This is a genomic window from Exilispira thermophila (assembly GCF_055389015.1).
Window position 1 is genome coordinate 1,320,965 of record NZ_AP042476.1, and the last position, 14,282, is coordinate 1,335,246.

The 14,282-nt window shown below is 24.8% G+C and carries 12 protein-coding genes; 7 read left to right on the forward strand and 5 right to left on the reverse strand.

What is annotated here, in order from left to right; translation table 11 throughout:
* Nucleotides 1-107 precede the first annotated feature (107 nt).
* The 4 genes from ACZ5EC_RS05640 to pruA all read right to left on the reverse strand — a co-directional run bounded on the left by ACZ5EC_RS05640 (nucleotide 108) and on the right by pruA (nucleotide 5,504).
* Nucleotides 108-1,625 (reverse strand): sugar phosphate nucleotidyltransferase, encoded by a 1,518-nt coding sequence (locus ACZ5EC_RS05640; protein WP_464303982.1) that lies wholly within the window; start codon nucleotides 1,623-1,625, stop codon nucleotides 108-110.
* 41 nt (nucleotides 1,626-1,666) lie between these two features.
* Complete coding sequence (locus tag ACZ5EC_RS05645; protein WP_464303983.1) at nucleotides 1,667-2,104, reverse strand: CGGC domain-containing protein; 438 nt, start codon at nucleotides 2,102-2,104, stop codon at nucleotides 1,667-1,669.
* Between the two features lie 114 nt (nucleotides 2,105-2,218).
* On the reverse strand, nucleotides 2,219-3,373 hold the full coding sequence (locus tag ACZ5EC_RS05650) for a M20 metallopeptidase family protein (protein ID WP_464303984.1): 1,155 nt from the start codon (nucleotides 3,371-3,373) through the stop codon (nucleotides 2,219-2,221).
* A gap of 502 nt (nucleotides 3,374-3,875) precedes the next feature.
* Nucleotides 3,876-5,504, reverse strand: coding sequence for an L-glutamate gamma-semialdehyde dehydrogenase (pruA, locus tag ACZ5EC_RS05655; RefSeq protein WP_464303985.1), 1,629 nt, complete (start codon nucleotides 5,502-5,504; stop codon nucleotides 3,876-3,878).
* A gap of 115 nt (nucleotides 5,505-5,619) precedes the next feature.
* On the opposite strand from pruA, the gene ACZ5EC_RS05660 reads away from it, so the two are divergent.
* The 5 genes from ACZ5EC_RS05660 to ACZ5EC_RS05680 all read left to right on the forward strand — a co-directional run bounded on the left by ACZ5EC_RS05660 (nucleotide 5,620) and on the right by ACZ5EC_RS05680 (nucleotide 9,574).
* Nucleotides 5,620-6,522 (forward strand): MBL fold metallo-hydrolase, encoded by a 903-nt coding sequence (locus ACZ5EC_RS05660; RefSeq protein ID WP_464303986.1) that lies wholly within the window; start codon nucleotides 5,620-5,622, stop codon nucleotides 6,520-6,522.
* Complete coding sequence (locus tag ACZ5EC_RS05665; RefSeq protein WP_464303987.1) at nucleotides 6,519-7,526, forward strand: DMT family transporter; 1,008 nt, start codon at nucleotides 6,519-6,521, stop codon at nucleotides 7,524-7,526. The genes ACZ5EC_RS05660 and ACZ5EC_RS05665 overlap by 4 nt, the downstream gene beginning before the upstream one ends.
* Before the next feature lie 285 nt (nucleotides 7,527-7,811).
* The gene (locus ACZ5EC_RS05670) at nucleotides 7,812-8,174 is read left to right on the forward strand and encodes a response regulator (protein WP_464303988.1); all 363 of its coding nucleotides are present in this window, start codon (nucleotides 7,812-7,814) and stop codon (nucleotides 8,172-8,174) included.
* Nucleotides 8,175-8,283: 109 nt separating this feature from the next.
* Nucleotides 8,284-8,979 (forward strand): lysophospholipid acyltransferase family protein, encoded by a 696-nt coding sequence (locus ACZ5EC_RS05675; protein ID WP_464303989.1) that lies wholly within the window; start codon nucleotides 8,284-8,286, stop codon nucleotides 8,977-8,979.
* Nucleotides 8,980-9,220: 241 nt separating this feature from the next.
* Nucleotides 9,221-9,574 carry a carboxymuconolactone decarboxylase family protein gene (locus tag ACZ5EC_RS05680; RefSeq protein WP_464303990.1) on the forward strand — a complete coding sequence of 118 codons (354 nt, stop codon included), beginning with the start codon at nucleotides 9,221-9,223 and terminating at the stop codon, nucleotides 9,572-9,574.
* A gap of 39 nt (nucleotides 9,575-9,613) precedes the next feature.
* On the opposite strand, the gene ACZ5EC_RS05685 is transcribed toward ACZ5EC_RS05680, so the two are convergent.
* Nucleotides 9,614-11,455 carry an AMP-dependent synthetase/ligase gene (locus tag ACZ5EC_RS05685; RefSeq protein ID WP_464303991.1) on the reverse strand — a complete coding sequence of 614 codons (1,842 nt, stop codon included), beginning with the start codon at nucleotides 11,453-11,455 and terminating at the stop codon, nucleotides 9,614-9,616.
* Between the two features lie 565 nt (nucleotides 11,456-12,020).
* On the opposite strand from ACZ5EC_RS05685, the gene ACZ5EC_RS05690 reads away from it, so the two are divergent.
* Both ACZ5EC_RS05690 and ACZ5EC_RS05695 read left to right on the forward strand, forming a co-directional pair.
* Nucleotides 12,021-12,953: a YitT family protein gene (locus ACZ5EC_RS05690; protein ID WP_464303992.1), complete on the forward strand. Its 933-nt coding sequence runs from the start codon at nucleotides 12,021-12,023 to the stop codon at nucleotides 12,951-12,953.
* A gap of 16 nt (nucleotides 12,954-12,969) precedes the next feature.
* Nucleotides 12,970-14,280, forward strand: a complete 1,311-nt coding sequence (locus tag ACZ5EC_RS05695) for an ATP-dependent 6-phosphofructokinase (RefSeq protein ID WP_464303993.1) — start codon at nucleotides 12,970-12,972, stop codon at nucleotides 14,278-14,280.
* Nucleotides 14,281-14,282 lie beyond the last annotated feature (2 nt).

Here is a 14,282-nt window from a genome sequence, read left to right on the forward strand (position 1 = left end):
TGGAAAATTAAATAAAGTATTTAAGAAAAATTTCTATTCATAATAGAATTTTGTCCATATATCTTATAAATAAAATATATAAAATAAATTTTAATTTATTTTATCTTTTATGCTCTTCCATAAATATCCTCAAAACGCTCAATATCATCTTCTCCTAAATAATCACCAATTTGTACTTCAATAAAGATTAAAGGTTCTTCTGAGGTACATTCAATTCGATGTTTTTGTTCTACTTTAATATAAATATGATCACCTTTTTTTACATTTTTAAACTCATCATCCAGTTGAACAATCCCTTCTCCCTGAACCACTACCCAATGTTCTGCTCTTCTATGATGTAATTGTAATGATAATTTTTGTCCAGGATTTACACTAATCCTTTTAACTTTAAATCCATCTTCTTTTTCATAAATATTTGAGTATATTCCCCATGGCCTTTTAACTGTAATATGAAAATTTGCATTAACAGGATTAATCTTTTCAATTTCTGGTATAAGTAGTTTAACTTTTTTTGAGTTTCCCTTTTTAGTAACTACTGTAATATCTTCAGTATCTATTAAAATAATATCTTCCAGACCAATAATTGAATAAAATTTATCATTTCCTATTATAAGGTTTTTAGAATTATCACCAATAAGATGTTCATGAGTTTTTGTGTTAAAAAATTGATTGGAATTAATGAATAGTTTTTTATTATGTTTTTTTAAATTATCAAAAAGTGAATCAAAAGACCCAATATCGGTCCATTCAAAATCACCCTTAACTAATTTAATATTTTGAGATTTTTCACATACTGCATAATCAATTGAAATATTTGGGAAATTACTATAAACTTCATTTACTTCTTTTGAAACCATTTTCTTTTCATTATTTAATTCTCTTAATCTATTATAATTTAGAAAAATTTCGTTAGAATATTTTTTAAATTCTTCTTCCAGAGTTGACACTTTAAAAACAAACATTCCTGAATTCCAGAAAAAATGTTTACTCTCAACATAATTTTTTGCAGTTTCAAAATCAGGTTTTTCTTTAAACATTTCTACATCAAAAATTGTTTTTGAATTGTCATTAAAATCACCTTTTATTTCAATATATCCATAACCTGTCTCAGGATATAATGGAACAATTCCAAAAGTTACAAAATGATCTTTTTTTGCAGTATCTTCAGCATCTTTAAGCCTTTTATGAAAAAGAGGGATATCCCCAATATAATGATCAGATGGTAAAACACATACAATATCGTCCTTATCTAGAAAAGAAATTGAATATGCTATTGCAGGAGCTGTATTTTTTCCTTCTGGTTCAGCTAATATTTTAATTTTGTTTTCAATATTTTCTTCTGTAAAAAATTTATAAAACTCAACATTGTGATAATTTGCGATCCCTATTTTTTTATTTTGTTCTTTGTTTTTAAAAAGTTTATCTAAAATATCAATAACATGAAATTTGAATTCTTTATTTGTCACAATTAATATTTCACTATTTTGATTATAGGGTAATCTTAAAATTGTTTCTTCTAATAAAGTTCTATTAGAAAATAATTTTAAAAATTGTTTTGGATAATTTTCTCTACTTAATGGAAACAATCTGGTTCCTTTGCCACCGGCCATTATCACATATTTCATATATTAACTCCTATATTTTTTGTTAACTTTTAAAATATTTTTTAATCATATTTTTTTCTTATTTGTTCATCACAAAGAGTTGGTTTAATAAATTCCTCCCATTCAGAAGTATTCCATGTATTTAAATTTTTATGTGTAATATAATATTTTTGTGGAATAGGATGGGTACCGATAATAACAGGAATCTTATATTTTTCTTCAATAAATTTTTTAAAATAAGAAATATAAGGACATGGAGGATATCCTACAACAAAGCCGGTTGCAAAATGAATTGCTTCAGCACCATTTTTAATCATCTCTTCGGGAGCATATTCTATATTTCCGCCAGGGCAACCACCACATGATGTATACCCAACAATCTCTAAAGGTTCATCTTTACTATAAATTTTAAAAGCACCTTCTCTATTGTGCATAGCTCTAAAACATTTTCCTCCAGCACAATTTTTATACCTATCACAAATTATAATACCTATCTTCATAAATAGCCTCCTTCTATAAAAATCAATATTAAATATCAAAAAATCTACTAATTTATATAAATATGGTAAAAAATTAAATTATTATTCTAAATTTATACTGAAACAATTTAAACTTTACCAGAATTCATAATGCTCTACTATTTCTTTAAAAAAGTTGAACCCATAAAGTAATGCATTTTCATCTGGATTAAGTGTTGCAGTATGTAACCCTGTTGTATTTCCATTATTGACACCAAGAAAAAAATAAACCCCTTTAACTTCTTTTAAAAAATAACCCATATCATCTGATATTGTTACTTTATCAACTTTAACTAATTCAGGTAATTTAATTTCTGTTTTTACCTCCTTTTCTATTTGTTTGCTATACCATTTTTTAATATTTTCAAATAGTTTTTTATCATTTACAAGAGGAATGTAGTCTGAAATTATATTCAATTCAGTTGAACAATTCATTGAATTTTCTAAAAAAGAAAGTCCAGCTTTAACTTTTTTTAAAAACTTTTCCTTATCCTCAATTTGAAAATACCTGAAAGTACATCCTGCTATAATTTCGCTGGAAAATACATTTGACTTAACTGCACCTTCTAATTTCCCACAGGTTAACAAAAGAGCATGTTGAGGGTTAAAACTTCTCGATATAACACTTTGCATATATTGATACCAATTTGAAAATGCATAAACTAAATCAACAGATTTATGTGGATAAGCACCATGACCACCTGGGCCTTTAAATTCAATTTCAAATTCAATACTTCCTGCCCATGCTTCTCCTGGATAAGCACTAATTATTCCAGTTTCAACTTCTGGATTTATATGATATCCAAATATATAATCAGGTTTCCCAAAAATATCAAAAACTCCATTATTTATCATTTTTAAAGCACCACCTGCTCCCTCTTCACCTGGTTGAAAAATAAAAAGTAAAGAAACTTGAGGAATATTTTTAGAAAAATAGTTAATTAAATTTAAAAGGATAGACATATGAAAATCATGACCACATGCATGCATTTTACCTTTATAAATTGATTTATATTCAAAATTATTTTTCTCTTCAATTGGAAGTGCATCTATATCAGCTCTAAAACCAATAATTTTATCTTTATTTTTTCCTTCAATAAAAGCAACAATTCCAGTATCAATAATTTTTTTATATTTAACCTCTCTTTTTTTTAAAAACTCCTCTATATATTTAGAAGTTTTAAATTCTTTAAAAGACAACTCTGGAATTTTATGAAGTTCCCTTCTTACTTTAATTAAGTTATGTAGCATTTTTTATTCCTATAATTTTAAATTACCCTTTATTCATTCCAAAAAACTTCTCACTTCAAATAAATTAATTTTCTATTTCTAATTAATATTTCTATTAACTAAATTTTCAAATTTTATTTATTTTTCTATTATTTTATATTTTTGTTATTATGTATTAATATCATTTTATATTCTAACCATTTACATTTCTATAATAATATTAATAATACTAATAATATCAACTATTTATTTTGATAATAGCAATATTTTTAGTAAAAAATTCGCAAGTATGGAAAATAAAAATAATTAAACAATAATTTCAAATTTTATCGATTATTTATATTTAAATAAGTTATTTAAAAATTAAATTAAAAATAAAAAAATAGATGCATCACAAAAATAAGGCTGCCTCATATTTTTTAGGACAGCCTTATTCAATCTTTTGTAATTTTAAAAAACAATATTTTTACTTTAATTAAAGTTTTTTTATTTAATTAAACTATTTAAATAAAATTTATAATAATTATTCTTCTTGCATAAAAGGATACTTAAAATCAATAGGTGGATTAAAATTTTCTTTTATTGATCTAACTGTTACCCATCTTAAAAGGTTAAGGTCACTACCAGCTTTATCATTTGTACCTGATGCACGGGATCCACCAAAAGGTTGTTGATTTACAACTGCACCAGTAGGTTTATCATTAATATAAAAGTTTCCAGCTGCATGTCTCAATTTTTCTTCAGCTAAAATTATTGCTTCTCTTGATTTTGCAAAAATAGCTCCTGTTAACCCATAAGGAGAAGTTTTATCACAAAGTTCTAAAGTTTCTTCATATTTGTTTTCATCATATACATAAATAGTTAAAACAGGACCAAAAATCTCTTCTTTCATTAGTTTAAAATGAGGATTTTTAGTTAAAATTACTGTAGGTTCAATAAAATATCCTTTAGAATCATCACATTTACCACCAACAATTATTTCAGCTTCATCAGAATTTTTTGCAAAATCAATATATGCTTTTATATTGTTAAAAGCATTCTGGTCTATCACAGCTGTCATAAAATTTCTAAAATCTTCAGGATCTCCCATTTTTATCTCACCAATTTGTTTCAATAAAATTTCTTTTATCTCATTCCATCTGTTAGATGGGATATATGCTCTTGATGCAGCAGAACATTTTTGCCCTTGATATTCAAAAGCACCTCTTGTTAAAGCAGTTGCTACTTCAGCAGGATCTGCTGATTCATGAACAAAAACAAAATCTTTACCACCAGTTTCACCAACAATTCTTGGATATGATATATAATTAGCTATATTTTCTCCAACAATTTTCCACATAAATTGAAAGGTGTTTGTTGAACCAGTAAAATGGATTCCTGCTAAATATTTACTTCTTAAAACTGTATTACCAACTCTTGTTCCAGGTCCTGGAATAAAATTTATTACTCCATCAGGAAGTCCTGCTTCCATTAATACCTTCATTAAAAAGTAAGCAGGATAAACTGCAGTTGAAGCAGGCTTCCATAAAACAACATTACCCATCATTGCAGGTGATGATGGTAAATTTCCTCCAATGGATAAAAAATTAAAAGGGGTAACTGCAAACACAAATCCTTCTAATGGTCTATATTCAGTTCTATCCCATATCCCTTTAGAAGAATCGGGTTGCCCCTGATATATTTTATGCATATAATAGGTATTAAATCTAAAAAAGTCAATTAATTCACATGCAGAATCAATTTCAGCTTGAAATACTGTTTTACTTAAGTTTAACATTGCTGCAGCATTTAATAGTGATCTGTATTTTGTTGAAATTAATTCAGCAGCTTTCATAAAAATAGAAGCTCTATGCTCCCAGGAAGTTTTAGACCATTTTTCCCATGCTTTAAGGCTTTCCTCAATTGCTAAATTCACCTCTTTTTCTGTAGCTTGATGAAAAGTTGCAAGTACAAACTCTTTATTATGTGGCACAACACATTTTCCAAGCTTGCCAGTCTTAATTTCTTTTCCTCCAATAATTAATGGAATTTCAATTTTCTTGCTCTTTAACTCTTTTATCTTATTTTTTAATTCTTCCTTTTCTTTTGACCCAGGAACATAAGATAAAATAGGTTCATTTTTAGGTTTTTCAATTTTAAAAATTGCACTCATTATTCCCTCCATATATAAAATTTAATCTCAAAATAATTATTAATATTTTTAAATAATTTTCAACAATTAATTAAAATTTCATAGAATAAATAAAAATATTTGATATATTCAGCTCATGATTAAATTTGGTATCATTGGTTCTGGAAGTAAGGCAAATTCTTATATTTTTAGCAATGATGATTTTTCATTTGTTATTGACAATGGATATTCATTTAAGGAATTTGAATCAAGATGCAAAGAATTAAATTTTAATCTAGATAAAATAAAATTTTTATTTTTAACTCATACCCATTCTGACCATAAAAAAGGAGTTGAAACACTTTTAAAAAGGTTAGATATTCCTGTTTTATTCCATGAAGGACTTGAAGATAAAAATATATCAAAAACACCTATAATTAAAAAGTTTAAATTTAAATGGGATACTAAATATAAAATAAATGAAAATTTTTATTTTACCCCTTTTAAAATTTTTCATGATGTTCCATATTCTTCTGGATTTTATTTTACTTTAGAAAAGTTTAATTTTTCCTTAATAACAGATACTGGTAAATATAACAATATAATGTTAAATTATGGATTAAAATCAGATATAATTTTTTTAGAAGCAAATTATGACCCTGATTTACTTAATTATGGACAATACCCCGAATATTTAAAAAAAAGGATTTCTTCTGAAAATGGACATTTATCAAATTACCAAAGCCTCTCCTTTGTAAATGAAATGATAAAGTCATTAATTGATAAAAACATAGATAATGTAAATAATATAAATGTAAATAAATTAAATAAATATAAAAAAGAAATTTATTTATGCCATTTAAGTGATAATAATAATTCACCTGTAATTGTAAAAAATACTTTTTTAAACGGATTGATAAAAAAATACAAAAATTTAAAAGGCAGAATAACTTTAGAGAATGATAAAAAATTTTTTACATTTAACATTGAAAATGATATTATTAAATTTAGATTTACAGTTATGCCTCGAAATGAAAAATTGATGAGGAAACTAAGTTGAATCAATTTACCAATAAAATTAAGAATAGTTATCTTTTTTATGAAGGACTGCTATTACTTGCCTCTATAATCTGGGGATTAGCTTTTGTTGCACAAAGAATTGGTATGGAATACATTGGTCCTTTTTTATTCAATGGTATCAGATTTTTATTAGGGGTGTTAACTTTATTACCTTTCATTTTTATTAAAAACAAAAACAAAATCAATCATAAATCCCAATTTAATTTTGAAAATAATTATAACAAAAAAAAGTTTTATAATAAAAATGAAAGCAACAGGAAGTTTGAAAACAAAATTATAGATGCAGGTGAGAATGAATTAACAAATAGAAAGCTTTCATTTAAGTTTCTCATTCCTGGTATAGTTGCAGGAATTATCCTTTTTGTAGCTTCCTCTTTGCAACAAATTGGAATTATTTATACAACAGCTGGAAAAGCTGGTTTTATAACTGGATTATATGTTGTAATTGTCCCAATTTATGGAATTTTTTTAAAGCAAAAAAATTCTCTATTTTCATGGATTGGTGCAATTTTATCTACATTTGGACTATATTTATTAAGTGTTAGAAGTAATTTTACAATTAATAAGGGAGACTTTTTAATTTTTATTGGAGCTTTTGTATGGGCGATGCATGTTCAATATATTTCCCATCAATCAAAAAAAACCGATACATTTATTTTTTCAATTACCCAATTTTTTGTTACATCCTTATTAAGTATTATAACTGCATTTATTTTTGAAAAAATTGAGATAAAATCAATTTTAAATGCTTCAATACCAATAATTTATGGAGGAATTTTTTCAGTTGGTATTGCTTATACATTGCAGGTCTATGGACAAAAAAAGGCTCATCCTACACATGCTGCAATTTTACTGTCAGCAGAATCCTTATTTGCTGTAATTGGTGGATATTTTATTTTGCATGAATTGTTATCTTTAAAAGAATTATCTGGATGTTTATTAATGTTTATAGCAATAATTATTTCTCAAATAAGAAAAAATTAAATTTTTAATTTTAAGTTCCTTTCAAAATCTTAAACATTTTTTAACATTTCTTTTCAAATCTAAACTCTATTAAAAATTTCAATTTTTTTCTTGACAAATTTAAATAAAAAATATAATTAGAAATTGGTATATTATTATAAAAAAAATTATGATTCCATAAGTATAATTTTTCTTATATTATTATTATATTATAAAAATTAATGTAATTTTATTTATTACCGATTTTAATTAAAAGATAATAATTTATAAATTATTTTATTAAAAGTAAATAGAAGTCAGGTAGATATGAAAAAAACAAATTTATTAATAGTTGATGATGACATAGCTGTAAGAAAGGTGATGAAGAAATTTTTTTCATCTAAAGGTTGTTTTGTAGAAACTGCATCAAATGGTCTTGAAGCTCTTAAAAAATTTAATAAATATCATTTTGACTATCTAATAACTGACATTGAAATGCCTGAAATGGATGGTGTAAAACTTATTGAAACAATAAGGTTTGATCTAAAAAATAGAAAACTCCCAATCATAGTTTATAGTAACAATATTGATAAAATAGAAAAGTCTAAATATAAATATCTTAAAATAAATCATACAATACAAAAACCTATCTTTAATTTGGATAACTTTTTCAAATATTTACACGTTTAATTTACTTAAAATATTTTTCTTAATTTAAATTTTAAAAATATTAATATTATTATAAAATAATTTTTATAAATATAAATTTTTTATAGAAAGTTTAAATAAAAAACTTATAATGAAGATTTATCCTAAAATTTTTACTTTATTTTTTAGAAATATCCTTTCACTTTATATGCATAGTTATCTAAACTTGAAATTTTATGAAAAGTATCCAATTATTAGTGGTCCTAAAATATTTGCAGTTAACCATCCAACTCTATATGATGCTTTTCCAATACTTATTTATAAAAAAACAACTCCCCCTTCTGTTTTAATTGAAGAACAGGTCTGGTCATTTAAAATACCTAAAATAATTTTTACTTTATCCAACCAGGTAATAGTTTATAATAAAACTAAAGAAAAATCTAATATAACATTTGAAGATTCTTTTTTATTGCTTAAAAAAGGATTTTCTTTATTAATAGCTCCTGAAATTATTCCACCAGGATATACTGGAAAAATAAGACCAAGAAAAGGGGTTATTAGACTAGCATTAGGTGGAAAAGTACCAGTTGTTCCTGTTGGAATCTGGATAGATAGAAAAGATCTATACATTAAAAAAATCAAATATAATTATATGGGTAAAAAATATTTCGATTATGCTGCTATTCCAAAATTTAGATCAAATTACGCTTGTGTATTTGGAAAACCCATATATTTTGACCAATACTATAATAAAAACCTAACTATGAATAAATACCAGGAATTAGCGAATTATGTTGTTGATGAGATTCACAAACTTTCAGAGTTTGGTAAAACTCTATTTAATTAAAGTTCATTTTGTTAATAATTAATATTAAACTTTCAATCAATTTTTTCGAATTATCTAAAAAATTAAGCATTTTTTTATAAATTATATAAAAATTTTAATTAAATTATATTTTCTTAATTTATTAAATTTAAAAAATTAAAAAAAACACTAAATAAAAAATTTGAATTTTAGAAATCTCTGATAGATTAAAGCAATATAATTTCATATTTAATATTTATAAAATTTTATTAAAGGAGAAAGTATGTCTAAAATCGATGATTTCATTAAAGAAAGAGAAGAATTAAATTCTTTAATATTAAACAATTCAACCAGAAATACAAAAAGATTCTTTAACCTTGATTCTGCAGTTTATAATAATGAAGAAATTCCTGCTAAATATAAAGAATTAATGGGATTAGTAGCATCTACTGTATTACGATGTGATGACTGTATATTATATCATATACTTCAATCAAAAAAATACAACATTAGTGATAATGAATTTATTCAAGCAATGGATATAGCTTTAATAGTTGGAGGATCAATAGTTATACCCCATTTACGAAGAGCATACAAGCACTGGTATGAATTAAAGGAAATAATTAATAATGATTAATTAACAAAAATTTAATTTATAAAACTTCTAATACTTTAACTAATATACTGATATATATTTTTTGTTATTAGAAACATCGACTTTATGTCTTTTAATCTTTTTTGTTGTAGTTTTTTCAAATTCAGAGTTGGATAAAATTAAATATTTTATTCTTTTAAAATTAGCAATTTTTTTGTTATTCTCTTTGATAATCTTTTTTATATCATTTATAAAAATCTCAGGATTGTTTTTTAAATTTTCTTCATCTTTTTGATATATTTCACTTAAATATTCATAATCTGGATAAATGGCAGCAACAATTGTTTTTTCAGAATTTTTTGGGTCAATCCCTTCTTTAACAACAATTTCAGCTATTTCTTTATTATCCATATAATAGAATTCTATCTCCTCTGGATATACATTTTTTCCATTTTCAGTAATAATAATATCTTTTTTTCTACCAGAAATATGGATAAAGTTATCTTTATCTAAATATCCATAATCACCAGTTAAAAAATAACCATTATGAAATGCGTTTTTTGTTAATTCAGGTTCTTCATAATAACCAAGCATTACATTTGGTCCCTTAACAGCAATTTCACCTACTCCTTCCTCATTTTTATCAAAAATCTTTATATCCAATCCTGGTGCAGGCATACCTACAGCTTCAAACTTTGTTTCAATCATATTTCTATCTTTATCTACTCTATTAACAGCTAATAATGGTGAACATTCTGTTATCCCATACCCTTGCACAGCTACAAATCCAAGCTTTGTAAAAAATTTTGCTATCTCTGGTTTTAAAGCAGAACCTCCCGAAATAAATGTTTTTAAATTTCCACCAAATTTTTCATGTAGTTTTTTAAAAACTTTTCTTCTGATATTTTTTCCAAAGATTTTTTCTGAAAAAATACATACAAAGTCCAGTACAGCAAATAAGATTTTTCCTTTTACACCTGAAAATGCAGCATTTTTAATTCTTTTATAAAAAACCTCAAGTAATGCTGGTACTGCAAGTAGCATTGTAGTTTTAACTTCACCAATATTATCTCCCAATTTCTTCAATGAATCAGCATAAGCAATTTTGCTACCTGCATGAACCTGACATAAAAATCCACAGGTACATTCATAAGAATGATGTAAAGGTAAAAATGATAAAAATGTGTCATTTTCATCGATATAATGAAGTTGTCGCATCTGAACTATATTACTTATAATATTTTTCTGAGAAAGCATTACCCCTTTAGGAACACCTGTTGTTCCTGATGTAAAAATAATAGAAGTCACTTTTTCTGGATCAATTTCTACTTTTTCATATTCAGGAGTTTCATTATTGTTTATTTTATCTTTATATAGCTTTTCACCTTTAGCTTTTAATTCATTAAAACTTAAATAAAAATTTATCTCATTATTTTCTAAAAGGTTTTTCTCATTTTCAGAAACTTTTTTAAAAGGGATTAAATATTCAAGATAGGTTTCATTTTTCTTTATATTAATAAAAGTTTCAAGATATTTATTTCCAAATATAATTGCTTTAATTTTTGCTTTATCACATATTGCTTTAATTTCATGAGGTTTTAACTCCTTATCAATTGGTACAACCACAAAATTAGAAGAAGTAATAGCATAATAAGAAATAGCCCATGTTCTACTATTTTTACCAATTAATCCTATTTTATCCCTTTGTTTTAATCCAAGTGAAAATAATGCTTCTCCAAAATACTTAACATTTTGCTGGAATTCTTTAAAAGTTATTCCATGATATTTTCTATCACCCCCTTTTTCAAAAAAAGACTCTTTATCAGGAAATTTTTTAACTGTTTCCTCCAGCATTTGTCTAAAATCTCTCCTAGAAGGGATATCAAACAAAGGATATTTAAATACTTTCTCATCAATATACATAATATAACTCCATTTAATTTTATTTTTGTAATATTTTAATTCACCTTTGTAAATACAAAATTAACTTTAATATATATTCATATAAATACTAATTTTATTTAGATTTGTTAAAAAAATAATAAAAAATTATATTTGATATATTTGAATAAATAATTATATTAAATTAATTATTCAAATAATCATAATAAATTATTAAAATAAAATCGTTTATATTATAATAATAAACAATAGCATTTTTGCAAACTTATAACTTTATAAACTATAAAAATTTAATCTATTATTTTAATAATTATTTTCTTCCATTTTTTACTTTTATTCTACAATTACTATTAACAATAATAATTTTTGTATATATGAGAAAATATGTTATATAATCAATAGATTTTTCTTGATTATTTATATTTATCCTTTATTGAAATTAAAACAAAAACATATTAGGAAAAAATATATAACACCAGCATTGTAAAAACAATAAAATTAAAAGATTATAAATTATTAAATTAAAAGACTTAAATATATAATACAAAAAACATAAAAACAAATATAACAATATATGAGGTAAAAAATGAAAAGATTAACATTGTCTAAAAAAGCCTTAATTATAAAAATTAAAAATTATACAATTGATATTTTAGGAATTGCATTTGGTTCAATGCTTTCTGGATTTGCTTTTTCAATGTTTTTAATACCATTTAAATCAGCACCTGGTGGAGTTGGAGGCCTTTCTCAAATATTGTATTACCTATTTAAGTTACCTGCAGGTATTTCTATGTTAATTTTTAATATACCTCTGTTTATTTTAGGAATTATTTTTTTAGGTAGAACTTTTGGTATTAAAACTTTGATAGGTATGTTATTTGTTTCATTTTTTACAGATCTATTTTCTTATAAAAATTTAATAAAAATTTCCTCTTTAAAACCATTTTTATATCAAATATCAGATAGAGCGTATTCCTTTACAAATGAATATTTTTTAGGAGTATTGGCTGGATCTTTACTACTAGGTATAGGACTTGGTATTGTATTTAAATTTAATGGTTCAACAGGAGGTACAGATATTCCAGCATTAATATTTAAAAAATATCTTGGAATATCACCTGGAACTTCTTTTTTAATGATGGATACAATTATTATCTTTTCTGTTGGGATAATTTTTAAAAATGGGAATCTTATATTATGGGGATTATTATCATTGTTTATTTCATCAAAAGTGGTTGATTATTTTGTTGAAGGATTTCCATATAATAAAGGGATAATTGTAATGTCTGATAAGAGTGATGAAATTAAAAAGTTTATACTTGAAAATTTAGATAGAGGTTGTACTGTTTTTTATGGTGAAGGAGGCTACACTAAAAAACAAAAAAATATTGTATATACTGTTATTAATAGGCGTGAACTAATTAAATTACAACATTATTTGAAAGAAATAGATAAAAATTCATTTATTATTGTAAATGATGTTTACGATGTATTGGGAAATGGATTTAAAAAATTTTAATTATGGTGGAGGATATATGGAAAGTATTAATTTAGAAGGTCTTGACCTTTCAATAAAAAATCTGGGAAAAAGGATTTTTTTATCGCCTATAAAAAATATTAAATTTGTTAATGATGATGATAGAATTGTTTATTCTATTACATATTCAAAATTAAAAGATCAATTTAAAAACAATAAAGTTCTTACAATTGAAAGAGCTGGACCAAGAAAAATGTTATTTTATGACCCAGGTAAAACTGTTGTAGGAATTGCTACATGTGGAGGATTATCACCTGGTCTAAACAATGTTATTAGGTCACTGGTTTTACAATTATATTATCAATATCATGTTAAAGATATTATTGGTATTCGATATGGATATAAAGGATTAAATATTGATCAGGAAATAAACCCTATGAGATTAGATCCAGAAACTGTTGAATACATACATAATATGGGTGGTTCAATATTAGGTTCTTCAAGAGGATATTCTGACCCAAAAAAAATAGTTGATGGACTGGTTCATTTTGGAATAAATATTTTCTTCCCAATAGGTGGGGATGGAACTATTAGAGGTGCAATGGCTATTGCAGAAGAAATAGAAAAAAGAGGATTACAAATTGCAGTTGTAAATATTCCAAAAACTATTGATAATGATATTCCCTTTATATCAAAATCTTTTGGTTTTGAAACAGCTTTTTCACAAGCGGTTGAAGCAGTTAGGGGTGCACATAATGAAGCAAAAGGAGCCCCTAATGGGGTTGGTATTGTGAAATTAATGGGAAGAGAATCTGGATTTATAGCAGCTCAAACTTCATTGGCACAAAAGGATGTTAATTTTTTATTGGTTCCTGAAATAGATTTTGATCTTGAAGGACCAAAAGGATTATTAGCTGAACTTGAAAAAAGATTAGAGAAGAAACATCATGCATTAATTGTTATAGCTGAAGGTGCAGGACAAAAATTTTTCAAAGATAAAGAAATTGAGTATGATGCCTCAGGAAATGTCAAATTGCATGATGTTGGCCTTTATTTAAAAGATAGAATTAAAGAACATTTTAAGAAAAAAAACCTGGAAATAAATATTAAATATATTGATCCAAGTTATATTATTAGATCAGTACCAGCAATACCAGATGATGCTGTTTTTTGCGGATTTCTTGCAGAAAATGCTGTTCATGCTGCAATGGCTGGAAAAACAAAACTAATAATAGGAAAATGGAACGAGACATTTGTTCATTTACCAATGGATATTATAAAACTTGGAAGAAAAAAGATTGATAAAAAAGGTAACCTCTGGAGATCAGTTTTATTATCAACTGGTCAACCTGAATTAAAAAATGATTAATA

Excerpts from the sequence above, each read along its gene's own strand:
- ACZ5EC_RS05640 (WP_464303982.1), bottom strand. The coding sequence starts at position 1,625 with ATGAAATATGTGATAATGGCCGGTGGCAAAGGAACCAGATTGTTTCCA.
- ACZ5EC_RS05645 (WP_464303983.1), bottom strand. The coding sequence starts at position 2,104 with ATGAAGATAGGTATTATAATTTGTGATAGGTATAAAAATTGTGCTGGA.
- ACZ5EC_RS05650 (WP_464303984.1), bottom strand. The coding sequence starts at position 3,373 with ATGCTACATAACTTAATTAAAGTAAGAAGGGAACTTCATAAAATTCCA.
- pruA (WP_464303985.1), bottom strand. The coding sequence starts at position 5,504 with ATGAGTGCAATTTTTAAAATTGAAAAACCTAAAAATGAACCTATTTTA.
- ACZ5EC_RS05660 (WP_464303986.1), top strand. The coding sequence starts at position 5,620 with ATGATTAAATTTGGTATCATTGGTTCTGGAAGTAAGGCAAATTCTTAT.
- ACZ5EC_RS05670 (WP_464303988.1), top strand. The coding sequence starts at position 7,812 with ATGAAAAAAACAAATTTATTAATAGTTGATGATGACATAGCTGTAAGA.
- ACZ5EC_RS05675 (WP_464303989.1), top strand. The coding sequence starts at position 8,284 with ATGAAGATTTATCCTAAAATTTTTACTTTATTTTTTAGAAATATCCTT.
- ACZ5EC_RS05680 (WP_464303990.1), top strand. The coding sequence starts at position 9,221 with ATGTCTAAAATCGATGATTTCATTAAAGAAAGAGAAGAATTAAATTCT.
- ACZ5EC_RS05685 (WP_464303991.1), bottom strand. The coding sequence starts at position 11,455 with ATGTATATTGATGAGAAAGTATTTAAATATCCTTTGTTTGATATCCCT.
- ACZ5EC_RS05690 (WP_464303992.1), top strand. The coding sequence starts at position 12,021 with ATGAAAAGATTAACATTGTCTAAAAAAGCCTTAATTATAAAAATTAAA.
- ACZ5EC_RS05695 (WP_464303993.1), top strand. The coding sequence starts at position 12,970 with ATGGAAAGTATTAATTTAGAAGGTCTTGACCTTTCAATAAAAAATCTG.